Genomic DNA, 22,332 nt, shown 5'->3' with positions numbered 1-22,332 from the left:
TAGTCTGAAAAACTCACGTGAATGAGACCTGATTGTTATTTTCGACCCGATGAGTCTCGTATATTGCCTTTGCCTTCGCGGGCGTGAGGAATGTTGGAGGTGTCATCGAACTTCGACAGCCAGGCTGTGGGAGATTAAGTATGATTTCCAATTGCGGTTTCGCTGACCGTTAGGAGGAGAGGAAATTGAGCGAGCCCAATTCTCGAGAGTGGGACCTGCGGGATGTGGAGAACTGGTTTGAGACCGAGGGCTCGGTCGGTCGTCTGCATAGAAGGATCGTTATCACCCAGAGAGACCCGAGGCCGTTGGAGAAGATTCGCGGCGCACTACGGAGGGAGTTGGGAATCGAAAAGTGTCGCATAGCACGGAAGAACACCGGGTATGACCTCTGGCTACCGATAGAGGAGAGCGCAATATTCGCTAAGCATTTCAAGAGCAGGGTGAAAACCGAGAAGGCGGTGAGAGACTTAGAGCTTGAGAGGTTGATACTTGAGCCGGCTAAGACCGTCAGGAAGACGAGGAAGAAGGCGAGAGAAATCTTGCTCAGTTAAGGTCTCATAAACACTTTTAAGAAATCTGAATTGGTCGGTTCGTTGTCCCGCGGTAGCTCAGCCTGGTAGATCCGAAAGGAGCCAATAGCTTCCGGCTGTAGTGGTCGGCTCTCGGCTGACCCGTCCAGCCTACACAGGCAACAGTAACCGGAGTGTCGTCGGCTCGAAACGCGCTTCGCGCGCGTGTTTCCGACCCGCGGGACCCCAACTCCGATTCGTACAGGATTTGGCCAACCTTCTTAAGCGCAGACTGAAATGGGCGCGGCGATTGGCATGCGGCTGTGGATTCCTCTGGCCATGGTCGCCGTCATCGTGGTCGCATACGCTTTCTTCTACGTCCTTGGCTCGCTCGAGCAGCAAGGCGCGACCTCATTCGGTTTGGCGAACACGGTTGGACTCCTCGCGGTCGTCATCGGAGTCATAGCTGCCGGAATGATTCTGCGGAGGGCCACTCCGAATTGACCGGAAACGCTTAAGAACGCTCCGTCGGTCTTGCCCCGACGAGCTTGGATTCCGAGTTCCTTGCCCTCTCCGCCGTCTTCATTCTGTTGGGCGTTGCCGGGATTGTGCTCTTCTACGGGCCGATGACGCCCGCGGGCGACTCCTGCTACTGCCTTATACCGAGCCCAGAGCCCGGAGCAGCCCAGGGAACGTCTAGCATCCTCCTTGCGCTGGGCGTGCTCTTCTTCCCGATGGGGCTGATGAAGGGAGGTTTGCCCTCGCTGATGAGGGGCCCGGGCGCAGCTCCAAAGCCGGCTCCAGGCGGACAGGCCTACACACCAGTCCAGCTGGCAAGCGGCGGGCTTCTTTCACTCGGCATCATTCTCGTGGTCGTCGGCGTCGATCTTGTCCTTGTACCTGGATACCTCGTGCTGGGGAGCACAGCGGTGACCGCTGCCGGCGGAGTTCTCGCCGTGCTTGGCGCCCTCGCCATGTACTTCGGGTCGAAGAGACCCAAGAGCAGCCAGCAGTAGGAGCTGCGGCAGTAACAGTCCGAGCCCGACGAAGCAACCGTTTTTATTCGATTACGAAGGGGGTTGCGCCACAATTGAGTACACGATCAAAGAAGCCAAAGGTTCCTCCGGCGAAGAAGGCACTGGTGGAGGAGAAGCCCGCGGCTCCAGAGAGGGTCGGCATGGTCAGACCGAAGGGGTCGGCACCGATTGCCATGGTAAGCGTCAGGCATGAGGGAGAGATTGTCATGAGGGCAGGCAGGGGATTCTCCTTCGGAGAGCTTGGCGATACTGCCCTCCCTCTCCTGACTGCAAGAAGGTGGAAGGTTCCGTTGGACCTGAGGAGGAGGAGCACACTCGCAGCGAACGTCCAGGCCCTGAGGAGGTGGCACGAGCACGCGCCGAAGGCCGCTGCACCGAAAGTCGCGGCACCGATGGAGCCAAAGGAGCCGCGGGAACACAAGGAACCGAAGGTGGCCCCGAAGAAGGAGAAGGCGAAGAAGCCAGTCGCCAAGAAACGTGCCGCTGCAGGAAAGAAGAAGCCGAAGCGTTAGCTCACTCAGAGCGCGCCATCATGAAGAGGTACTGCTGCGCGTGGCCCGCGTACCTGCCGAAGTGTCTTCTCGCCGAGGCGGAGATGCGTTCGTAGTCTCTCGACGTCAGGCTCGGCTTGGCCCCGCCCAGCTTCTTCCTGAGCCTGGGGTCGAGGAGGTGGGGATAGAATCTCGCCAGGGACCTGGCAATCCATACATCAATCGGGAATGCTTCGTCCTTGCCGCATGAGAAGAGCAGGACGCAGTCCGCGACCTTTGGACCGACGCCGAGCAGGAGCTTCTCTCCGGATAGCCTGCGGAGGAGAAGGTCGCGCGCGCCTTCGTAGTCGAGCAGCGACAGCTCTCCGAGGTCTATCCTTCCCTTATCGACAGCGTCCGCGACCTTCTTCAGGTACGGCGCTCTGTACCCCAGGCCGCACTCCTCCAGCTTCCCGAGCGATGCCTCGGCGAGCGTCTCCGCCTTTGGAAAGAGGTGGTAGGTGGCGCCCTCGAACTCGATCGTTTCCCCGTACGCGGCGCAGACGTTCGACACCATCGTCTTGATCCTCGGGATGTTCGAGTTGGTTGCAAGCACGAAAGAGGCAAGGCACTCCCACCCGTCCTGCCTGATCAGGCGCATGCCGAAGAACTCCTGCACCGCGCTCGTGATCGTCTCGTCTTTCATTATCGACACTAGGATTGGCTGGAGGTCTTCGTCAAGCCTGAAGTAGTTCCTGACGAACGCACCGTCCAGCTCGTCTGTGCTCGACCCACACCTGAGCGAATCCCCTTCCTGCTTGACTTTCAGCACGCCCCCGTTTAGGATGCCGTACCACCACTCGTCCCTGTGCTCCCACCTGAAGACCTGCCCGCTGTCCAACGTGTAGTCGAGGCTGAAGGGCGTCCGTGGCCCCACCGTGAACTCCATTTCTGAGTGTTCTGTTAGGCTTGCGTCATAATTGGGTCTTACGCAGGTTTTCATATAGGCTAGGGCGGCTTCGGGACGCAGATGCGAAGCTACGAGGACAAGACGCCAGATTCCAGGAGGCTCTTCGAGAGGGCGAGGAAGGTCTTCGCGGGAGGGGTCAACCACAACGCGAGATACTACGAGCCGTATCCGCTCTTCGCCAGCAGGGCCAAAGGGCAGCACGTCTGGGACGAGGACGGCAATCGGTACGTCGACTACTGGATGGGGCACACGGCGCTCATCCTCGGACACTCGCCGGCAGTGGTCGCCAAGGCTCTGAGAGAGCAGGTGGGCAACGGGACGCACTTCGGGATGAGCAATAGGTTCTCAGTGGAGCTCGGAGAGGAGGTGCAGAGGTCTGTGCCGTGCGCGGAGATGCTCAGGTTCTGCAACTCAGGGGCGGAGGCGACGATGTATCTCGTCAGGCTCGCGCGCGCTTACACGGGAAAGAGGACGGTAATCAAGATGGCCGGGGGCTGGCACGGGTACAACACCGAACTGAACAAAGGAGTCCACGGTCCGTTCGACAGGACTGAGGGCAAGGGCATCCTGGCAGAGGAGCAGTCGCACGTGAAGACGGTGAGGTTCAACGACATTGAAGCAGTGAGGGCCGCCGTCAGGAAGGAGAGGGGCGACGTGGCGGCCATCTTCCTGGAGCCTGTGCTGGGAGCAGGCGGGTGCATTCCGGCAGACAAGGATTACCTGAAGGGCCTGAGAGAGCTCGCGGACTCGTCGGGGGCCCTGCTCGCATTCGACGAAATCATTACCGGCTTCCGGGTTGCGCTCGGCGGCGCCCAGGAGAGGTACGGCGTGAAGCCTGAGCTTTCGGCGTTCGGAAAGATCGTCGGCGGAGGGCTCCCGATAGGGCTTGTCTGCGGGATCAAGGAGGCGGTCGCGCTTGCGGACCCCGCACGGAAGGAGAGGTTCGTCTCGATTGGGGGCGGGACGTTCTCAGAGAACCCGCTGACGATGGTGGCCGGGCTGGCCACAGTGAGATACCTTCGCAGAAACGCGAGGAGTGTCTATGACGGGCTTGAGGAAAAGGGAAGGAGGCTTCGAAGCGGGGTTGACAGGGCGCTGAGAGAAGCGGGCGTGGAGGCCAGCACTACAGGCCTCGGCTCTCTTTTCCTCACACACTTCAACGGCGCCCCGAGAAACGCACAGGAGGCCTCGAAGGGCAACAGGCTCGCAGCCCACAGGTACTGTCTCGACCTGATGTCGGAGGGAATCTTCATCCTCCCGGCTCACGCGGGAGCCATCTCGACCGCCCACACTGAGAAAGACATCGAGTCGCTGATATCAGCAAGTAGAAGGGCAGCCGTTCACTTGAGAAAAAGCAGAAGTTAGGATCACAAAATGGGAGGGAAGAGGTCGACAACCTCTTCATGTTCGAGAACGCCTCGCGAAAAGAAGCAAACTCACCGGTCCGGCTCGATGTGTGCTTAATAGTGAACCGAGACCAACACATTGTTGCCTGAATCAGGCAGAGACACACGCCAGAGCGAAACCGAAAAGCTGCTGGAGCGAATACCGAAGACTAAACGCCTAGACCTCGGGTCGTTACAACGCGAGGAAGTCGACGCCATCCGAGACGCAGTGGACGAATTGCACAACACCATGGGGTTGTCACTCCTTGAGATCTCGAAAATGTTGGACAGGTCGTTTACTTTTGTGTGGGGGCTCTCTAGAAGGCTAGCGGTTAAGACTCGAACGCCAGCCGAAGCGAACAGGCTCTCAGCACCAAAGAGGACAATGCGGACGAAGACCCCGTTCGATGGATGTCTTCGCTGCCGGAGGTACCTTGAAGGGTTTGCGGAAGGTGACCTGGACGTAAGAAAAGTGAGTAGCGAGGCCGTAATGGCCTCGTCGACTACCACCCATCCCGCATTTTCCTCTTGCTTCAGATCCCTGTTCCAAGGGTATGGTCCAGTGTATCACTACCCTGTTTTCGACAGGACCGGCGGATACAGATGGAAGGTCGCCGCAAGACTCGATGACAGCTTTTCATTCATGCTGCCCGAAATCAGGAGGGATCGACCGAGATATCTGGAGGACCCAGAAGCGTTCCTCGCCTGGCTGGCCGGGCTGGTGGATTCAGACGGTACGATAGGGATAGTTCGGTCTGGGAAATATCTACGGGTGAACCTTGTCATTGCAAACCAAGACATGGAACTACTTCAGCACCTCAAAAGAGAGCTCTCTGAAGCAGGGTTTCACCCGACCGGGCCATACGTTTCAGCAAAGAAGGGCTACGTAACTCCCACCCGGAAGATTCGCCATCGCGAGGACATGATGTCGCTGCAGCTCCAACGTGCCAGTGAGGTCGGGGCGATTCTGCCAAGTCTTCCGCTAATGCATGAGGAAAAGATGCGGCGTAGAGAACTAGTCCTCAGTTTCAGTGCAAGTGAACGGTGGGTGGAGGTCGAACAGCTGGTAGAAGCCTTCCGGAGAGACATCAAGGACGCAGTGGCCGATTATTCACGGGTGGCTCGCGAAGAGTACGAAAAACGGGAATTGGGGAAGACTAACCCGAGGCCTTCCCCAGTCTAGAGTCCACATCGGACCAGTTGACGACGTTCCACCACGCTTCAATGTATTTCGGACGATCTGTGCCGTAGTCAAAGACCCATGCGTGCTCCCAAAGATCGAGCCCGAGGAGTATGGGCATCTGAGCCAGGTGCATGAAGTTCTGCTTTTCGACTTGGGTCATGACAAGTTGGTCGATTTCCTTGTCGTAAAGGAGAAGGGCCCACCCGCTGCCCTCGACCGTCTTGGCTGCGTCGGTGAACTGGGACCTGAATTTGTCGAAACCGCCGAAGTCCTTGTTGATCTTGTCCGCAAGCTTGCCTCCAGGGGTACCTCCGCCTTTTCCGGAGGGAGCCATGTTCGGCCAGAAGATGGAGTGGAGTTTGTGGCCGTCGACTGCGAAGCTGTAGTCCCTTAGGACTGCTCTCATGTCTATCTGAAGTTCGCCCCTTCTAGCCTTCTCAAGCTTCTCTAGGGCTGCGTTCGCGCCGTTCACATAGGCTTGGTGGTTCTTCGTGTGATGGAGTGTCATGGTCTTCTCGGAGATGTGTGGTTCTAATGCGTTGTATGCATATGGTAGCGGTGGAAGTGTGTATGTCTTAGCCATGGGTCGCCGCCGACCTTCATTCAATAAAAATCTTGCTGAACCCCAGAGCCCGACCTGATGACGCTCAGCACGGCGTCCTGAACCCGGATGCACGGGATACCGAAGCGGCTGCAGTACTTGGCCAGGTCCTTGTCCACGGTTATCAGCGTCACCCCACCCTTGCTTTTCACGAGGTACTCGAAGATCTCGTCATCGTCGATGCTCTTGCTCGAGTCTTCGTTGCCCCTGAGGGCCATCTGGACGGTCACGCAGTCAATGCCGGCAGAGGAGAGCTCCTTCGCGAGCCCGCTCAGCATCTGGTCGACGACGTACTTCATCGGACCCTTGACCTACGCTGTTATGGAGGGCTTCGACTTCTTCGCCTTCTGCCAGTCGTCCAGGAAGCGCTTCAGCCCTGCCTCCGTCAGGGGGTGTTGTATCATCTTCTCCATCACCTCGGGCGGCATGGTCGCTATGTCCGCCCCTATCTTCGCAGCTTCGAGCACGTGCTGCGGGTGTCTTATGCTGCCGACGAGAACCTTTGCCTTCATGCTGTAGTTCCGCCTTATCGCGACCAAGTCCTCGATGACCTGCATTCCTCTCTGGCCCACGTCGTCCAGCCTGCCGATGAAGGGGCTGATGTACGACGCGCCGGCCTTCGCGGCGAGCAGCCCTTGGTTGGCCGAGAAGACGAGGGTCATGTTGACCTTGATGCCCATCGCGGTCACGGTCTTGGTGGCCCTTAGCCCCTCGGGTATTATCGGTATCTTCACCACGACGTTGCTCGCGAGCGTAGAGAGGTGTTTCGCTTCCCTCACCATGCCGTCGTGGTCCGTGCTGACAACCTCAGCGCTGACAGGCCCCTTCACCTCCCTGCAGATGTCGACTATGATCTGCTCGAACTCACCTTCTTCCTTCGAGACGAGGGTCGGGTTGGTCGTAATGCCGTCGACGATGCCCATCTGGTTGAACTTCTTTATCGATGCCAAGTTGGCAGTGTCGAGGTAGAGGTCCAATTTGGAACTCGGAGGTTGCGACGTTATTTAAGGACGGCGAAGTCGAACGCGACTATCTCAGGGAGAGAGACGCTCTCTCTATGTCAGCGGCGGTGAGGCCGTACTTCTTCATGAGCTCCCCCGCGTCTCCGCTCTCGCCGAAGGTGTCCATCACCCCGACCCTCTTCATCGGGACAGGGTGGCCCTCCACCAAGACCTCCGCAACAGCGGAGCCCATTCCTCCCATGATGTTGTGCTCCTCGGCGGTGACCACGCGGCCGCACTTCTTTGCGAACCTCAGTATCGTGTCCGCGTCGATAGGCTTTATCGTGTGCAGGTCGATCACCGAGGCTGAGACGCCCTTCGACTTTAGCGAGTCGGCGGCCTTCAGCGCCTCTGGGACGAGAATGCCGCACGCAAAGATCGCCACGTCGCCCCCCTCTCTGATGATGTTCGCCTTGCCGAAGCGGTACTCGAAGCCGTTCTCGTAGACGACCGGCGTCGTCGGCCGGGTGAGCCTGATGTAGAAGGGCCCCGGGATGTCAGCCACAGCCTTCACTATCGCCTTCGTGGAGACCGCATCGCATGGGACGACCACCTTCATCTTGGGGATCGAGCGCATTATCGCAATGTCCTCGACCTGCTGGTGGGAAGCGCCGTCCGGGCCTACGGAGATGCCGCCGTGGGAGCAGACAATCTTCACGTCTAGGTTCGGATAGGCGACGTTGTTCCTGATCTGGTCGACGCACTTGCCGGGGACGAAGATGGCGTACGTGCCAGCGTACGCTATCTTGCCAGCCAAGGCAAATCCCGCGGCAACCCCGACGAGGTTCTGCTCCGCGATACCGAGGTTGAAGAAGCGCTCTGGGAACTTCGACGAGAAGACGCCTGACTTTAGTGAGCCGGTGGTGTCTGCGCCCAGGACGACGACGCGCGGGTTCGTGCTCCCCAGCTCGAGGAGGGCCTCCCCGTAGGCGTCCCTCATTGCGGCCTGCCTGACGGACATCAGGATTCCCTCAAAGCGGCCAACGCCCTTTCCCTGAGGACCCCGATTGCGGCGACAGGGTCCTTCTTGGCGTACACTCCCGCTCCAGCCACCAAGACGTTCCCTCCCCTCTTAACCACTTCGTGGACGTTCTCTGGCTCGACGCCTCCGTCGATTTCCACGTCTGTCTTTACGCCCGCCTTCTCGACCATCGCACTAATCCTGCTGAGTTTCGGCATCACGCTCATGTCCATGGCCTGGCCACTGAATCCAGGATTGACTGTCATCACGATGACTGCGCTGAGGTCGCCCAGCCTCTCCTCGGCCCACCTGGGCAGGCTGCTGGTCGGCTTTATCGCGAGCCCTATCTCCTTCCCTTTTGCTCGCACAATGGAGTGGAGCTGGTCGAAGCGGTCGGCGTTCAGGACCTCGACGTGGAACGTCAGGAGGTCCGACCCGGCGTCCAGGAACTTCTCAGCGTAGAGAAGCGGCTGGTCTATCATCAGGTGCGTGTCGAACTTCAGGTCGCAGTGCTTCCTGAGCGCCTTCACGGTCCCGGGACCGAAGGTTATGTTCGGAGCGAAGTGGCCGTCTATGACGTCCAGGTGGAGCTGGTCAGCGCCACCCTTTTTCGCCAACTCGGCCGCCTCCCGGAGGTCTCCGAGGTCCCACGCGAGTATCGATGGTGCTATCCGGACTTGCCTCAAGTGATCACTTCAATTCGTTGAGCACGTCAGGCATCGTCTCCTTGGAAGGGGCTGTGCCGTGGTAATGAGGCGACCACTCCATGAACGAGATTCCCTTGCCCTTCACTGTATGCGCAATGATGACGGTCGGCCTGTTCTTTACGCTGGCTGCCAGGTCGAACGCGTCGATCAGCTGAAGGTAGTCGTACCCGTCAACCTCGATGACGTTCCAGTTGAAGGCGCGCCACTTCGAGGCGAGTGGCTCTATCGGCATGATTTGCTCAGTCAGGCCATCCTGCTGAATCCCGTTCCTATCGATTATCGCAGTGAGGCTGTCCAGCCTGTACTTGGACGCCGACATCGCAGCCTCCCAGACCTCGCCCTCCTGCTGCTCCCCGTCGCCCATCAGGACGTAGGTCCTGTAGGCCTTCCTGTCCAGCTTGGCTGCGAGAGCCGTGCCGATGCCGAGGGAGAGGCCGATGCCTTCCGAGCCGGCCGGTGCCTCCACGCCAGGGATCCCCAGCGTTGGGTGGCCCTGTAGCCTTGAGCCGAGCTTCCTAAGCGTCATCAACTCCTCGGACGGGAAGTAGCCCGCCTGCGCGAGAATCGCGTAGAGGAGCGGAGCTGCGTGGCCCTTGCTCAGGAAGAACCTGTCCCTGTCCTCCAACTTCGGGTTCTTCGGGTCGTAGTGCATCACATGGAAGTAGAGTGTGACGAGCAACTCGACTGCGGAAAGAGAGCCGCCTGGGTGGCCCGAGCCAGCCTCAGCGAGACTCTCAAGGATGAGCTTCCTTGTGTTCCTCGAGACCTCCTTCAGCCTCAGTATCTCTTGGGCTGGCTCCATTACCTCCTCACCGGCGCCTGGACTATCCTGCGCGCGAAGTCGCCCACATCGGCTGTCCGAGCCTCAAGGTCATGGACGGAGAGGGAAGCAGTCCTCGGCAGTTCGCTCCTCACCCCTCCCGCCAAGTTGCTGAGGATGGACGCCTGGTAGGGCGTTCCTCCGGAGGCGACAGACATCGCAAAGACCCCAGTCATGGCGTCCCTCACGCCCACTTTGCTGAACAGGTTCTTCTTGCCCCCCATGGGCGGGAAGTGCGTCATGTTCTCGCTGTCGAAGAGGGTGATTCCGAGGTCGCCCCTTGTCACGAGTATGGCCTTGCATTCGAGCCTGCTTATCAGGTTCACAGCCATGTTCCTCAAGCTCGTCTCGTTGACCATGCTCATGCCTATAGCGTGCGCCGCCTCTTCTAGGTTCGACTTCACGTACGTGACGCCCGCGAAGTCCGAGTAGTGGTGCATCTTAGGCTGGCCGACGATTATCTTTCCAGCCGCATGCGCTTCGTCAACGATTCCGCTGATGAGGCTGCTCGTGACTGCGCCCTTGTCGTAGTCCGATATCACGACGCAGTCGACATCCTTTATCTTCGGCCGGGCGTTTGCGAGGAGCCTCTTCGAGAGCTCAAGAGGGGCGTCCCTCCTGTCTTCCCTGTCTATCCTGAGCATGTGGAAGTTGTTGACCATGATCCAAGTCCTGAGAGAGGTCGGCCTGCTGCCGTCGACAACCACTCCGCCGTGCCCGACCCCCGCCTTGTCGAAGGCAGAGCCGAGCCAGGTCCCAGGCTCGTCCGGGCCAACAAGGCCCACGACGTTAACCGAAGCACCGAGCGAAACGAGCTCCCTGGAGAGGTTCGCAGCGCCTCCTGGAAGGAAGGTCTCCCCAATGAGGTCTCCTGCCGGGACTGGCGCCTCCCTTGCTAGCTTCCTCGCAGCGACTTCGACGAACCGGATGACTATGATGTCCCCAACTACGAGGACCCTCCTGCCTTGGAATTGTTTCAGGAGAGACGTCAGTTTCTCAGGGTCGACGTTCTCCAGAGGCATCATTTTTCGATGTGATGGACGGTGCTGGCCTTTTTAAGGCTCTGCTAGGTTGTCGGGTCACGCCTCAACCACCTAACTTCGGGACTTCTGCTCGGAGGATTGGAGCCGTCGTCGCCTCGTTCCCCTTCACAGCTTCATCTGTGCCCCGCGCTCCTGCCTGAACCATTGGCAGACATGGTATCTTCCCGCGCCTCTCGATGTTCACCGCAGCATTGAGGTCGCGGTCGAGCTGGCACCCGCATTGTGGGCATAGCCAGCTCCTTTCAGTGACCGTCAACTTTTTGTTGACGTAGTGGCAATTGGAACACTCCTTAGACGTGTTCCTAGGATTGACGAACTCGACTTGAACCCCAACCCACGCCGCCTTGTGAGCGATCTGCTGTTGGAGCTGCCGGAACGGCCAGAGGTTGGCCCTTCGGCGTGAATCATGTCCCTTTCCGTTTCCCTTCTTGTGGGCCTTCCGAACCCCCTTAAGTCTCTCGAGGACGATTGCCTCCCTGTTCTTGACAGCCTTCTCAACGACCTGCTTGGAGATGACGTTGAGGGTCTGCTTGACGCGTTCCTTCTCCCTCCTTGAACTGGCGAACTTCTGCTTCAATCGCCTGTCGTTGGGATGCTTGGCGTAGAACTCGCTGCGCCTGACGCCGTATTCCGTGTGGAGTCGAGCGACTTTGGAGAGGTCAATCCGGGTGCCGTCGCTCCCCACCATGGACTTGTGGTTCAGGTCGTATCCGACCTTTCTCAGGGGCTCGGCGACCGCCGTCTCTTTCGAGAAGGCGATGACGATTGTGAAGTCGGTCATAGTCACCGAGCCCCTCTTGAGGGTCGTGTCCATCAGGAAGGAACGTTGCCAGTCGCCGTATTCAAGAGGAATCAGGGCACGTTGGCCTTTCATGTTTGGGAGGCTGAGTATCCCGTAGTTGAGGGAATAGCTGGCGCAGTCCATTTTCAGCATCGGCTTCGAAGCGAAAGGCTTTCGCTGCCAGCGGCGGTGCTTCTTGACTATCGACCAAGCGACCTCCGCCACGGAGTAGGGGTAGCACGACACCACGCCGTATCTTTCTCGGAACTCCTTGTAGATTCTGTCTCGTAGCCTCAGCCGTCCCTTGACGCTCTCTTCGAGGGCGATTCGAATTGCGTCGTTTACCATCATGCGGAAGATTTCGAGGAGCTCTCTGGTCTCTGGGGTGGGTATGTATCCGAACTTGACAGCTTTGACCGACTTCACGATTGAGATATCGCTTTCTACATTTAAGCACCCATGTCCCGACAAATTAACAGTGCCTTTTCTGCGCTTTGCATATCTCCGGTTTCACGACGGGCTGGCGTCCCCTTCCTTTCCTCTGCTTTCTTTCCACTTCTCCCCGAGCAGTGCGCCCACCGCCTCGACAGCTTTCCTGACTTCCCTGTCGAGGGCCAGCGGGTCGTACCCTTTCGGAGCGGGAACGTCCAGGAACCTCTGGTTAGGGTCCGCGCTTAGGAAGTCCTTGCTCGATTCGAATATCGACATCAGCGCTCTTCCGTCGAGCTTGGCAAGCTCCGACTTCCATGCGTGGTGGAAGCCCTTTTCGGACACGAAGGTCACCTTGAAGTCGCCCTCGGCCTCCTTCTTCACATCTTCCCAGAAGACCTTGTCGAAGGTCTCTGAGACGACCTTTCCCGAACCGATCTTCGAAGCGTATGACGAGACGAGCCGGTCCACCTCCGCCTTGGTCAACTCGAAGTGTCCCGCAATCTGGTCGTGAGACAGCCCCAGCTGCGAGAGGTGGTAGCACCCCTCCTCCAGTACCTCCTCGTCAACTTCGTTTTTCGGCATTCGCCATCCTGACCCTTTGCAGCTTGCCCGGCGCGTACCAGTTCCAGCGGCCCATCAGCGACATCACAGACGGCACGATGTACGTCCTTGTGATAAGCGCGTCGATGAGGATTGAGTAGAAGAAGGCGAACCCGAACTCCTTGAGGAGGAGGTTGCTCGAGAGCATCAGCGCTCCAAGCGACCCTGCCAGGATGAGCGCTGCGGCCGTTATTATCCCGCCCGTCCGCTCGATTGCAGTCGTTATCGCCTCCTTGAGGGGGGCGCCCTTGCTCGCCTCCTCCCTGATCCTGGTGAGTATGAAGACGTTGTAGTCCATCCCCAAGCCAAGCAGGAGTACGAACAGGGTCAGGGGCGTGATAAAGAGCAGCGGGAAGTTGTAGAAGTGCTGGAAGACGATGGCTGTCGCCGCAAGAGTCCAGGCGATGCTCATCACTATGCTTGCTATCGCGAAGAGCGGGAGGAAGAGGGAGCCGAGGACCAAGAGGAGGACGGCTGCAACTCCGAGCATGACATAGACTATCACCTGGTCGAACTGGGAGTTCACGCTGTTCCTCGAATCCAAGGTGCTGCCTGCCGACCCGCCCACGTAAACCGCAGAGAGGGACCCGGACGAATTCGTGACTGCCGACTGATACATTGTCCGGAGCTGCTGGACCGTGTCCAGGGATGTCGAGTTCTGCGGCGAGGCGACGAGGTTGATGTTGAGGAGTGCGTCGAGGCCGTCCTTGCTGATCATGCCGTTGATTGAGCCCTCAAGGAGCTTCGACCTCGGGTCTGAGCCCAGGTGGTAAAAGTCAACCCGCTCCGCGGCCGGCCTCGTGGGCCCGGTCACCGACTTCACGTTGCTGACGGTCAGAGTGAGATTAGTCAACGAGTCTACTGTCCTCATCTCGTTGGTGTTGTACCCCGAGCCGTTCCACAGAGGCGACTTGAACACCATCACAACGTAGGTCGGGAAGAGCTTTCCCGCGCCGAAGCTGTCGCTTATGCTGTTGAACGACGAGACGCTCTCCAGGTCCTTCGGGGCTGCAGATAGCAGGTCGTAGCCGACGGGCGAGTGGTACCAGACATAGAGGGCCGGGCCCGTCGCGACGAGCGCAAGGATGACGACTACCTTGGCGTGCTTGATGGAGAACCCTGCCGACCTCGAGAAGTACCCCGTCTTCCTTTCAATCGACCTCTCCACAGACTCGGCGTACCTGGCGAACCTCTTCCCCGCGTTCGGCCAGAAGACGGCGTCAGGGATCGACATCATGAGGGAGGGGACGAGAGTCAACGAGCCGACGAGTGCTACGAGCACACCGGCGCCGACGACAAGCCCGATGCCGCGCAGGAGGTCAACCGATACGACCACTCCGAGGAAGAGGAATGAGATTATCACAGTAAGGCCGCTGGTGGCTATGCTCTCGCCCGCCCACGTCACAGAGCTAGCCACGGCTTCCAGCTTGTCGCGCCCCTTGACCCTCTCCTCTCTGTACCTCGCGAGGAGGAAGACGGAGTAGTCCGTCCCCACGCCGATGATGACGGTCAGGAGTATGCTGGGCACGTTGGCGTCGATGCTTACCACGTAGGTTCCGATGAGGTAGATGATCGAAGAGTCGGCTATCCCCAGGGCGACGCCTATCGCGAGGAGTGAGACGCCGGGCGTTACCGCCGACCTGAAGAAGATACCCGTGGCTGCAATCAGGATGATAATTGCAATCGGTAGTATGACGCTGACGTCCCCAAGGCTGGACTGGGTGAAGTCGTTGCTGAGAGCCTGCCCGCCAGTGACTGCGACGGCTCCGTCCAAGCCGAACTTGGGCACCTCGGACTTTACCAGGCTCCGCAGGGCAGTGACATCGCCGTTAGTGGCTTCCTTGAAGTTCAGAACGACCAGCTGTAGCTTGTGGTCCGGGCTGACATAGCCGGAGACGGAATTCCGGTAGACCGGAGGGATGTGATAGCTGGACGGGTTTGCGATTATCGATGAAATGATGGCTGACTCGTTTGCGTTGTTGAACGCGATGGGGTAGACGCTTCCCGCGAAGGTCGGGGTGTAGAGAGTCAGCTTCGCTGTCTCATGGACGACGAAGGCCTCCATGGCCGAGGGAGCCGTGTAGTTCGATAGGCTGAAACCCCGCAGCACGTCGGACGCGAACGTCCGCTGGGAGGCAGGTAGGGCGCTGCTGATGAACAGGGTCGCGGTGGCGTTGGCCGAAGCCCTAATCCTCAGCTCCATCGGGAGCTGCGGGGCTATCTTGTAGCTCGTTGTGAGAGTCAGCGCGAACTCCTGAAGGTACTGCTGGGCGGCGAAGAGCTCCGTCTGGTTCTTCACTGAAGATGCGAGCAAAGCGGAGGTGGCTGCCTCGGCCTGGCTGATCCTAGTAGGGTCCAAGGCGAAGCTCTGGTTCCAGACATTCACGAATGCGACTGGGACGCCGTAGAACAGCTGGGTGAGCGATGACGCTCCGCTCCCGAAGGACCTCTCGGCGCCGACCGCCCCGCTTACGACGTTGGACACCGAATGGTAGACCGTGCTGACGCTGGTCAGGTTGGAGAGCGCGGGGTCGCCGAGGGAGGCATTGGAGAATGCGTCTACGAAGCTGTGAACCGCTGGCGTAGTGACGTTCGCGGCGCTGATGACAAGGAAGAGAGATGCTCCCGAAGCAGACCCGAACTTGGAGTTGATGATGTTCTGGGCTGCGGCCGACTCTCCAGTCGCGCTACCGAGGCTGGACTTGCTCGACACGACCCCGGACGCCCTTGAGAAGAGCGGGACGCAGACGACCAGGGCGACAAGCCACGCGACCACTACAACCTTGTGGTGCTTCACTATGAAACGGGCGACGCCGTCAAAAATCAATGGAGGGGTTCGCGAGGGGGGCCGAAGGGTGCATCGTTAAAAGATTTTGAGTTGCTCTAGCGGACTTTCAGCTCGTTCTCGAGTTCCTTTAGGTCCTTCAAAGAGTCGACGTACCACCAGTCGCCGTAGTGACATCCTCCCGCGACTGAAGCCGTGGGCTTTCCCGCATAGTTTTGGTAATCGCGCTTCTCGGTCATTGAAGAATGGATTCTTCAGCCGTTCCCCTCGCCCGCGAGAGAGCTCGAAACCGGCTGCCTCATCGTTTCCTCAAGCGCCTTTAGGTCCTTCGCAGAGTCGAGGAACAACCAATCTCCGTAGTACGGATAGGAGAGGAGCTCACCATGCTCGACCAGCTTTGGAAATGTTTCCCTTTCTATGTCCCCCTTGTCAGGGAGGTACTTGAGCATCTTCCTCGGGTTCAGCACATAGACACCCCCATTGATCCAGACATCGGGAAAAGCAGGTTTCTCATCGAAACCCCGAACCATTCTCAACTTGTCTATCTTGACTACCCCGAAGCGGGAACGGTAAGGGACCACAAGCATCGTCGCGGGCACCTCCGATGCACTGTGGTGTGCGTCGACTATCCTCCTCAAGGGAAGATCTGTAACTATGTCTCCGTTGAGGACTACGCACTCCTCTTCACCGACGCACAAAGAGAGGGCTCTCTTGATCGCGCCACCAGTGCCTAGCGTTTCTTCCTCCACGCTGTATTCGACCTTAATCCCACTGTAGCTCGAGCCGAAGTGCTCCTTGAGCCTCTCCCACTTGTAACCGCACGCGAAAATGACACCGTCGACGATTCCGTCCTTCGTCAGCCAGTCGATCTGATGTTCGGCGATTGGCCTGCCGTTTATCTGGACAAGCGGCTTCGGGCGGTCGTCAGTCAGGGGGCGCATCCGAAGCCCCTGCCCGCCGCTCAGGATGATGGCTTTCAAGCCGGCGCCTTCGCCTGGGCGGAACGCCCAGTCGATATAAGGTCTTTCAGGGCCGCCACCTCCCTCGACCGTGTGGCTGCGAGCTTGTCGAACATGCGCGCCATGCCCGACCTGTACGTGACCAGCTTGGCCGGGTCGCCTGCGAGCAGCCTGATTCCCGCCGAAACTGAAGTCACGTCGGAGGAATTTACGTAGGCGAGCGAATCTCCGAATACCTCCTCGACTACCGCCTGCCTGTTAGAGACAACGGGGAGGGCGCTCGCCGCGTACTCGAAGAGCACGTGTGAGAGGGTGAAGGGCTCGTCTGTGATGTTGAGAGCGAAGTCGCAAGAGGCCTTCAGGCGCAGGTAGTCGTCCATCGGGAGCATCCCGAGGTACCTGATGTTGGGCGGAAGCTTCTCGAGCCTTCCGGCGAGCTTGTTGGCAGGGCCCGTCACGAGCAGGGTCAGCGTCTCGAACCGGGAGGCGGCCGAGATCTCTGCCTCCATCCGTTCGAGCGGATGCCCGCCGTGCGAGGCTACCGCAATCAGCGGCGTCTGGGCGTATCCTCGTCTGAGTCTCTCGTCGCGCCCGTACGGGTTCCGCTCGACGTGGTCGTGGACGACGAGAACACTCCTTGCCCCCATCGCTGATAGCTCTCTGGCCCACACGCCGTGTGGCGCAGTGTTCGCATCTGCAGACCTCGCGACGACCGATTCGAGGTAGCCGATTGCCCTTCCGACTGGTCCGCCTATCGTCTTGACCCTCCAGACGGAGTGGTGGTCGACGACCAAGCGCTTTCCTGCCACCCTGCAATACAGAAGCGAGGTCAGGGGGCAGAAGACAGGAGGGTTCTGGGCGTAGACGACGTCAGGGCTCTCCGCTAGCAGAAGGATGAGGGTCATGATGAAGAGTGCTAAATAGCGTATGGGCGCGAAGTACCTGGGGCCGTACAGGAGGGTGATGCTGATACGCTTGCCGCCCACGGCGGCCGAGAGTTCGTCTAGACGATGCCCGAACGGACCCCAAAGTAGAGCTATGGTTTTCAAGTTGAGACGACCGCTGCGATGCGGACTTGGCCTATGTCGGGACACTCTATTAGCGTTAGGCGGGAGAGACGGGTGAAGTCGACATTCACTCCACGACGTTGAAGACAGCTGTGATGGTGCCTGCGGAGCCAACAACGACGGCCGTGGACTGCGCAGTGCCTGATGCGACCTGCAGGCCGGGGGTTGACACGCCCCATCCGAAGAAGACGAACGGCCCGGAGGATGTAGCGGAGATGGTATGACTGGTACCCGCGTCGTACCAGCCGTCCGACGTGGGCGAGGCGCCCAGACTGACCGAGTAGGAGCCGGTGGCTGACGTGGAGAGGAGGGACTGGCTGGAGCAGGCGTTTGCGATGGTAATCGTGTTCGCTGATGCCGTCCACGTGCCGCACGGCGAAGTCACAGAGCCGAGCACCTCCGAGGCAGGAAATGTGAGCGCCAGCGAGGTGGATACTGACCCAGGCGGGAAGGAGTACTCGAAGGCATAGTTGTATTCGACAGACGCGCCCGATGAGGAGAACGAAGCCGCCGCCGTCTGCGTACTTCCGCTGACGCTGGACACGTAGGTGTAGGTTCCAGAACTCGCGACGGAGAACGTGGTGCCGCAGTAGATGTAGTCCTGGATCCTCTTGCTCCAGCACCCAGGCGACACCCTCCACTGGAGGACTATCGAGGCGCCTGTGACAGGCATGCAGCCGGAGAACGACCCGCTGGACCCAGCGGTCGCGTCGTAGGACTGAGAGTAGCAGCCGTTCACAGCCACGTAAAAGCTCAACGTGTCTCCAAGTGTGCCTGACGACGACACGGCGACGCTCCATGCAACAGAGGTGACGTCCTGCGACGATGACGGCTCAGGGCACAGGCCTTGGGTAGCAGTTCCGCCTGGGTAGCCGGAGAGGGAGAAGGCCGAGCAGGACCATGAGGAGGATGCTAGACCCTGATACGCGTAGCCGAGGGAGAGGGAAGGGAGGGCCCCTGCCGCGGGGACGCTCGTGTTGGTGTAAACACGATACTGCGTCACAGAGTTGAGGTATTGAGTGTGTGGTGCATCCATGACGATTCCAGAGGTGACGAAGGTGCCCTCGCCCGAGCGGGCCACAGCCACGACGGAGCTCCCGTCGACGTCCCAGGAGACGAGGTTCTGCCTGGACTGGCCAGAGGTCAGGTTCCACGAATAGGAGGTCGAGACTTGGGCGGTGCTTCCAGCAGGGTACCAACCGTCGTTGCCAGGCGACCCCAAGTACCCTATCGCTCCGCCGCCAACCACGGCCAGCAGGTACTGGTCGGCGTACTGGGAGACTACGCTCTCGGGCTGGCTGGCCACCAGCGTCCCTTGCCTAAGGGTGCTCGCCCCTCTCGAGTAGGCCCAGCCTAGCCTCTCCGAGGGTCCGACACTGAAGCCTGCAGCGTAGGAGAAGCTGTGAGTGCTTCCTCCCTGCCACTCGAATGTCTTCGGCAACTGGGAATAGGTGACAGGTTGCCCGTCTACGGTGAGGACGGCGCTGGTGTTGAAGGATGGCGGAAGACCTGACGCGTCGAAAGTGACTGGAACGGAGGTACTCAACATCTGGGAAGGATCTTGGAGCCAGAAGACGTTGCCAAGCTGGGTGATGACAGCGTAACCCGACGCCTGCGAGGCAATCGGTATGGCAGACGTGGACCCCGTCTGAAGTAGGCTTTGGACCTTAGTATCGGTCATGCTCTGGTTTGCCTCCCGTACGAGGTACTGAAGCTGGGACTGCACTAGGCCGTCGTTCCTAACGACCAGGAAAGAGCCGTTCAGCGAGAGCGTCAGGTGCTCGAGCTGCCTCGTGTTCTCGACCTGCCTAGCACGCTCCTGCGAGCTCCAAACCGAGTTCTGGGCGTTGAGCTCAGTGGAGATTGCTGCCAAGCCCGCCATGAGGAGCATGAAAATGACAAGGAAACCGAAGACGGCGCTGAGGCCCCTCCTTCCCGTTTTCAACGCACGAGATGCGGTCGGGTGATTTAACCCCCAAGTTTCAGCGCGCGCACAAGGCCAGGAGGCGGCCCTCGACCGGGACCAGCCGCCTGTTGGTCGGGTCAACGGCCAAGGAGAGGTCTTCCAAGGTTACCGCCCCCAACAAGAAGACGCCTTCGTCGCCGAAGACTACTGTGGTCGACGGGAGTGCGTACCCTCCCCCCAGAATGATCCTGATGTGGCCCGCACCCCGCTCGACTGTCGAGCCGCCGGGGAGGGCGAACCTGAGAGTCCTCTCTACGTCCACCATCAACTCCCTGAGTAGGGACGAGGGGAGGGTGGTGAAGGTGGCGCCCGTGTCGGCAACGAGGTCCACGCTCTTGGACGGCGAAGAGGGGCCGGCCTTCGAGACCATCGTCCTCACTGTGAAGGTGCCCATCTCCACAATCGACCAGAATTCTGCAGACGCTATTAAAGCCCACCAGCGACACTAAGCTGATAGCACCGCGGCGCGGTTTGGGCGGTGAATCTCTCGCTGCCGGCTCTCAAGGGACCGGACTGAAGGCTCAAGGCATCAATAGCGCCCGCCTGAAACAGGCATTCACGGAGAAACCGATGGCTACCGATTGCTGCCGCTGCCTTTGTTCTCGTATTCCCTTAGCTTAGCTTCCAGGACAGCCAGCCGCTGCACGACGTCGAGTCGTTTGTCGAATCCATCTATCTTCTCAATTAGGCGCATGCCCCACCCGTCAATCTTCTCGTCGAGCCGCTTGATTTCGGAGCGGACGCCTCCGAACTCCCCAACCATCTTCCCTTCGAGACCGTCGATCCTGCCGTCTATCGCCTTGATCTCTCCCTTCAGAGCGTTCAGCTCTGGCAGTAGTAGCCTCTCGAACCAGCTGGGTGCCGCAGCAGCCATCTTCACAGTCGAAGGAGAAGCATCCACGACTATTAAGCTCCACCTCGGAAAGGTGGGAGCCTAAATCATGTTCCTGAATTGACGCTGTCTTGTTTCTTTACAGGTCGGTCAAGCAGCGTTTCGAACCTGGCCCAGCACTTGTCGAGAAGATGCGAACCTTCCAGCTTATGGTCAACGACTGCGTCAGGTTAGGTTTCGATTGCGAAGAGCCGTCCTACAGTGCGATCAAGCCTCTCTGCTACGAAAGGACGCTCGCCTATCCGATTGAAGACAGCTACCGCTTCTCTGCAATGTTTGAAGCATCGAATCTGATAAAGAAGTACAGGACGGAATCCGAACGTCACAACACGGTCAGACCATACTGCAGGAACCTCTTCATCTCTGCATCCGTAGGGGTTCGTGTCTCCGGCGACTGGCTCGAACTGCCCGGGGGCCTCAGGGTGAAACTGAACCAGCACACAATGGCCGTGCTTTCGAAGCAAGGTGTGGAGGTGAACTCTGTCACGGCAACGCCGCAGGCTCTCGGTGTCATCTACCGCAAAGAGGTCACAGAAGTGAAGTTGGAAGGAGTGGTCGCGTTCGACATTAACCCAGAGAACGTAACATCCTTCGACACCGAGGGTAGGACGGAAGTATACGACCTGGCTGTCATCACACAGATACATGAGCGATACAGGCGCATCAAGAGCCGGTTCAGGAGAAACGACATCAGGATCAAGCGGGACCTATTCAGAAAGTACTCGGCGATCGGGCATGGGAAGAAGGGATGGGTGCTACACAACGTGTCTTCCACGATTGTCTACCGAGCCGCATCCCTGAAGCAGGCGGTCGTGATGGAGAACCTGAAGGGGATACGCCAGATGTACCGCAGAGAGAGCAAGTCATCCGCCTTCTACCTATCTAAGATGAACTCGTGGCCGTTCGCAGAGCTCCAGCGACAGATAGAATACAAGGCCAGATGGGAAGGGCTTCCGGTAGTCTACGTCGAACCGCAGGGCACTTCCTCGACATGTTCCAAGTGCGGCGGTGCAATGAGGGAGCCTCCCGCGGAGCATCCGATCCTGACCTGCGCGGCCTGCGGATTGGTCATCGACAGGGACCTCAACGCAGCCAAAAACATCCTGTCACGAGGCCTGAGGTCCGGGCACGTAGGGTCCGCAGATGAAGTGATGGTAGGGCGCGTATCTCGAGAAGAAGAGACCGCGTCCAAAGTCGATGCGGACCATCCGTCCAATCAGGACGGAAGGATCAGAGTATAGCTAGCGCTTTGCTAGCGCAGAATGAATGAATGAACGTACGTGCGGAGTATCGTCTCGTTATCGCAAAGAAAAAAGAAAAAGGGAGAAAGCTGCCTTTTACGACAGCTTTCTTACCAATATTGCTAGTTCTAGGACTAAGGTGATGGCTGCGATGACTGCGACTACGAGCACGTACGTTTGAGTGCTCGAGACGCTGCCTGCTGCTGAGCTGGCTTCTGACGCCGCGGTGGCTGCCTGGCCGGCGGCCGACTGGACAGCAGTGTTGACACTGCTGAGCTGGTTACTAAGGCTCGTTAAGGAGCCTTGGATGTTGGTCGCCGAGGTCGACAGACCGGAGAGCGCCGCTGATAGGGCGTTGATCTTTGCGGTCAACGCGCTGAGGTTGCCCATGATCTGGTTGAACTGCGCAGTGGAGATTCCACCGGTAGTTACGCCGCCCGTGCTGTAGGTGAATGTCGCTGTCGCTGATGCCGGCGTTCCGGAGGTCGTCCCGTAGGTCGCGGTCACAGTGTATGTGCCGGGGGTCCACGAGGTGCTGCCTCCAGACGTCAGCGTCTGTGAATAGGTGCCCGTGGCGCCAGAACCGCTTACCGGGGCGTTGCCCACGGCTACGGTGCTGCCGCTCGGGTTGGCGACTTTGATGAACACCGCAGAGCCGGTCACGCTGCCGGACGCTGCTGTCACGCTACCAGAGACGGTGAACGTTGTCGTCACCGTGCTCGGGGAGACAGAGACAGTCACCGCGTCGGCCGCTGCCGCAGCTGCGAGTGGCGATAGGACGAGGAACGCCAGAAGCATTCCCGATGCAATCGCTGTGAGTGCTTTCATCTTGGTAGCCGCCCTAGACAGAGAAGGACGAAACTGTGGAAGTCGTGGAAACGACTATGCCCGATGTTGTTGTCAGGAAGACGCTGGCAGTGTA

The 22,332-nt window shown here is 59.1% G+C and carries 25 protein-coding genes and 1 tRNA gene; 8 read left to right on the top strand and 18 right to left on the bottom strand.

The window, feature by feature from the left end; genetic code table 11:
* Nucleotides 1-185: 185 nt before the first annotated feature.
* The 5 genes from LYZ69_02440 (at nt 186) to LYZ69_02420 (ending at nt 2,058) form a co-directional block, all read left to right on the top strand.
* Complete coding sequence (locus LYZ69_02440) at nt 186-551, top strand: hypothetical protein (protein MDV3277309.1); 366 nt, start codon at nt 186-188, stop codon at nt 549-551.
* A 46-nt stretch (nt 552-597) separates the two neighbouring features.
* Nucleotides 598-753 (top strand) — tRNA-Tyr (locus LYZ69_02435).
* A gap of 71 nt (nt 754-824) precedes the next feature.
* Nucleotides 825-1,013 carry a hypothetical protein gene (locus LYZ69_02430; GenBank protein MDV3277308.1) on the top strand — a complete coding sequence of 63 codons (189 nt, stop codon included), beginning with the start codon at nt 825-827 and terminating at the stop codon, nt 1,011-1,013.
* Between the two features lie 44 nt (nt 1,014-1,057).
* Nucleotides 1,058-1,525 (top strand): hypothetical protein, encoded by a 468-nt coding sequence (locus LYZ69_02425; GenBank protein ID MDV3277307.1) that lies wholly within the window; start codon nt 1,058-1,060, stop codon nt 1,523-1,525.
* 74 nt (nt 1,526-1,599) lie between these two features.
* Nucleotides 1,600-2,058, top strand: coding sequence for a hypothetical protein (locus LYZ69_02420; protein MDV3277306.1), 459 nt, complete (start codon nt 1,600-1,602; stop codon nt 2,056-2,058).
* 1 nt (nt 2,059) lies between these two features.
* On the opposite strand, the gene LYZ69_02415 is transcribed toward LYZ69_02420, so the two are convergent.
* Complete coding sequence (locus LYZ69_02415; GenBank protein ID MDV3277305.1) at nt 2,060-2,965, bottom strand: hypothetical protein; 906 nt, start codon at nt 2,963-2,965, stop codon at nt 2,060-2,062.
* 81 nt (nt 2,966-3,046) lie between these two features.
* Here LYZ69_02415 and LYZ69_02410 point away from each other — a divergent pair, with 81 nt between their 5' ends.
* The gene (locus tag LYZ69_02410; protein ID MDV3277304.1) at nt 3,047-4,351 is read left to right on the top strand and encodes an aspartate aminotransferase family protein; all 1,305 of its coding nucleotides are present in this window, start codon (nt 3,047-3,049) and stop codon (nt 4,349-4,351) included.
* 258 nt (nt 4,352-4,609) lie between these two features.
* Nucleotides 4,610-5,554 (top strand): hypothetical protein, encoded by a 945-nt coding sequence (locus LYZ69_02405; GenBank protein ID MDV3277303.1) that lies wholly within the window; start codon nt 4,610-4,612, stop codon nt 5,552-5,554.
* On the opposite strand, the gene LYZ69_02400 is transcribed toward LYZ69_02405, so the two are convergent.
* From LYZ69_02400 to LYZ69_02325, 16 genes are all read right to left on the bottom strand, one after another.
* Entirely contained in the window at nt 5,529-6,137 is a 609-nt protein-coding gene (locus LYZ69_02400) for a superoxide dismutase (protein ID MDV3277302.1), read from the bottom strand. The genes LYZ69_02405 and LYZ69_02400 overlap by 26 nt on opposite strands.
* A gap of 20 nt (nt 6,138-6,157) precedes the next feature.
* Complete coding sequence (locus LYZ69_02395; GenBank protein MDV3277301.1) at nt 6,158-6,454, bottom strand: hypothetical protein; 297 nt, start codon at nt 6,452-6,454, stop codon at nt 6,158-6,160.
* A 12-nt stretch (nt 6,455-6,466) separates the two neighbouring features.
* The gene (fsa, locus tag LYZ69_02390; GenBank protein ID MDV3277300.1) at nt 6,467-7,132 is read right to left on the bottom strand and encodes a fructose-6-phosphate aldolase; all 666 of its coding nucleotides are present in this window, start codon (nt 7,130-7,132) and stop codon (nt 6,467-6,469) included.
* 52 nt (nt 7,133-7,184) lie between these two features.
* The gene (locus tag LYZ69_02385; GenBank protein MDV3277299.1) at nt 7,185-8,117 is read right to left on the bottom strand and encodes a transketolase family protein; all 933 of its coding nucleotides are present in this window, start codon (nt 8,115-8,117) and stop codon (nt 7,185-7,187) included.
* On the bottom strand, nt 8,117-8,803 hold the full coding sequence (locus LYZ69_02380) for a ribulose-phosphate 3-epimerase (GenBank protein MDV3277298.1): 687 nt from the start codon (nt 8,801-8,803) through the stop codon (nt 8,117-8,119). Before LYZ69_02380 ends, LYZ69_02385 begins: the two co-directional genes overlap by 1 nt.
* Nucleotides 8,804-8,807: 4 nt before the next feature.
* A complete protein-coding gene (locus LYZ69_02375) occupies nt 8,808-9,626 on the bottom strand; it encodes a transketolase (GenBank protein MDV3277297.1) in 819 nt (272 codons plus the stop codon).
* A complete protein-coding gene (locus LYZ69_02370; protein ID MDV3277296.1) occupies nt 9,626-10,669 on the bottom strand; it encodes a PfkB family carbohydrate kinase in 1,044 nt (347 codons plus the stop codon). The genes LYZ69_02375 and LYZ69_02370 overlap by 1 nt, the downstream gene beginning before the upstream one ends.
* Nucleotides 10,670-10,730: 61 nt before the next feature.
* On the bottom strand, nt 10,731-11,894 hold the full coding sequence (locus tag LYZ69_02365) for an RNA-guided endonuclease TnpB family protein (GenBank protein ID MDV3277295.1): 1,164 nt from the start codon (nt 11,892-11,894) through the stop codon (nt 10,731-10,733).
* Nucleotides 11,895-11,978: 84 nt separating this feature from the next.
* A complete protein-coding gene (locus LYZ69_02360; protein MDV3277294.1) occupies nt 11,979-12,482 on the bottom strand; it encodes a hypothetical protein in 504 nt (167 codons plus the stop codon).
* Nucleotides 12,463-15,327 (bottom strand): MMPL family transporter, encoded by a 2,865-nt coding sequence (locus LYZ69_02355; protein MDV3277293.1) that lies wholly within the window; start codon nt 15,325-15,327, stop codon nt 12,463-12,465. The genes LYZ69_02360 and LYZ69_02355 overlap by 20 nt, the downstream gene beginning before the upstream one ends.
* Nucleotides 15,328-15,383: 56 nt before the next feature.
* Nucleotides 15,384-15,524 carry a hypothetical protein gene (locus tag LYZ69_02350; GenBank protein MDV3277292.1) on the bottom strand — a complete coding sequence of 47 codons (141 nt, stop codon included), beginning with the start codon at nt 15,522-15,524 and terminating at the stop codon, nt 15,384-15,386.
* Nucleotides 15,525-15,539: 15 nt separating this feature from the next.
* Nucleotides 15,540-16,265, bottom strand: coding sequence for a nucleotidyltransferase family protein (locus LYZ69_02345; protein ID MDV3277291.1), 726 nt, complete (start codon nt 16,263-16,265; stop codon nt 15,540-15,542).
* Nucleotides 16,262-17,293, bottom strand: a complete 1,032-nt coding sequence (locus LYZ69_02340; protein MDV3277290.1) for a glycosyltransferase — start codon at nt 17,291-17,293, stop codon at nt 16,262-16,264. The genes LYZ69_02345 and LYZ69_02340 overlap by 4 nt, the downstream gene beginning before the upstream one ends.
* An 85-nt stretch (nt 17,294-17,378) precedes the next feature.
* Nucleotides 17,379-19,256, bottom strand: a complete 1,878-nt coding sequence (locus LYZ69_02335) for a hypothetical protein (GenBank protein ID MDV3277289.1) — start codon at nt 19,254-19,256, stop codon at nt 17,379-17,381.
* 37 nt (nt 19,257-19,293) lie between these two features.
* The gene (locus tag LYZ69_02330; GenBank protein ID MDV3277288.1) at nt 19,294-19,671 is read right to left on the bottom strand and encodes a hypothetical protein; all 378 of its coding nucleotides are present in this window, start codon (nt 19,669-19,671) and stop codon (nt 19,294-19,296) included.
* 180 nt (nt 19,672-19,851) lie between these two features.
* Nucleotides 19,852-20,157, bottom strand: coding sequence for a hypothetical protein (locus LYZ69_02325; GenBank protein MDV3277287.1), 306 nt, complete (start codon nt 20,155-20,157; stop codon nt 19,852-19,854).
* A gap of 83 nt (nt 20,158-20,240) precedes the next feature.
* Here LYZ69_02325 and LYZ69_02320 point away from each other — a divergent pair, with 83 nt between their 5' ends.
* Nucleotides 20,241-21,410, top strand: coding sequence for a transposase (locus LYZ69_02320; GenBank protein MDV3277286.1), 1,170 nt, complete (start codon nt 20,241-20,243; stop codon nt 21,408-21,410).
* A gap of 96 nt (nt 21,411-21,506) precedes the next feature.
* Here LYZ69_02320 and LYZ69_02315 read toward each other — a convergent pair whose 3' ends face one another.
* Nucleotides 21,507-22,238, bottom strand: a complete 732-nt coding sequence (locus LYZ69_02315; protein ID MDV3277285.1) for a hypothetical protein — start codon at nt 22,236-22,238, stop codon at nt 21,507-21,509.
* Nucleotides 22,239-22,332: the final 94 nt, after the last annotated feature.

This window comes from Nitrososphaerales archaeon (genome assembly GCA_032906765.1).
GTDB lineage: Archaea > Thermoproteota > Nitrososphaeria > Nitrososphaerales > Gagatemarchaeaceae > DASPPF01.
The sequence above is the reverse complement of the archived record's forward strand: the minus strand, read 5'-3'. Positions and strand labels throughout refer to the sequence as shown.

Coding starts and splice junctions, on each gene's coding strand:
- LYZ69_02430 (MDV3277308.1), top strand. CDS start 825: ATGCGGCTGTGGATTCCTCTGGCCATGGTCGCCGTCATCGTGGTCGCA.
- LYZ69_02415 (MDV3277305.1), bottom strand. CDS start 2,965: ATGGAGTTCACGGTGGGGCCACGGACGCCCTTCAGCCTCGACTACACG.
- LYZ69_02410 (MDV3277304.1), top strand. CDS start 3,047: ATGCGAAGCTACGAGGACAAGACGCCAGATTCCAGGAGGCTCTTCGAG.
- LYZ69_02400 (MDV3277302.1), bottom strand. CDS start 6,137: ATGGCTAAGACATACACACTTCCACCGCTACCATATGCATACAACGCA.
- LYZ69_02395 (MDV3277301.1), bottom strand. CDS start 6,454: ATGAAGTACGTCGTCGACCAGATGCTGAGCGGGCTCGCGAAGGAGCTC.
- LYZ69_02385 (MDV3277299.1), bottom strand. CDS start 8,117: ATGTCCGTCAGGCAGGCCGCAATGAGGGACGCCTACGGGGAGGCCCTC.
- LYZ69_02375 (MDV3277297.1), bottom strand. CDS start 9,626: ATGGAGCCAGCCCAAGAGATACTGAGGCTGAAGGAGGTCTCGAGGAAC.
- LYZ69_02370 (MDV3277296.1), bottom strand. CDS start 10,669: ATGATGCCTCTGGAGAACGTCGACCCTGAGAAACTGACGTCTCTCCTG.
- LYZ69_02360 (MDV3277294.1), bottom strand. CDS start 12,482: ATGCCGAAAAACGAAGTTGACGAGGAGGTACTGGAGGAGGGGTGCTAC.
- LYZ69_02350 (MDV3277292.1), bottom strand. CDS start 15,524: ATGACCGAGAAGCGCGATTACCAAAACTATGCGGGAAAGCCCACGGCT.
- LYZ69_02330 (MDV3277288.1), bottom strand. CDS start 19,671: ATGGGCACCTTCACAGTGAGGACGATGGTCTCGAAGGCCGGCCCCTCT.
- LYZ69_02315 (MDV3277285.1), bottom strand. CDS start 22,238: ATGAAAGCACTCACAGCGATTGCATCGGGAATGCTTCTGGCGTTCCTC.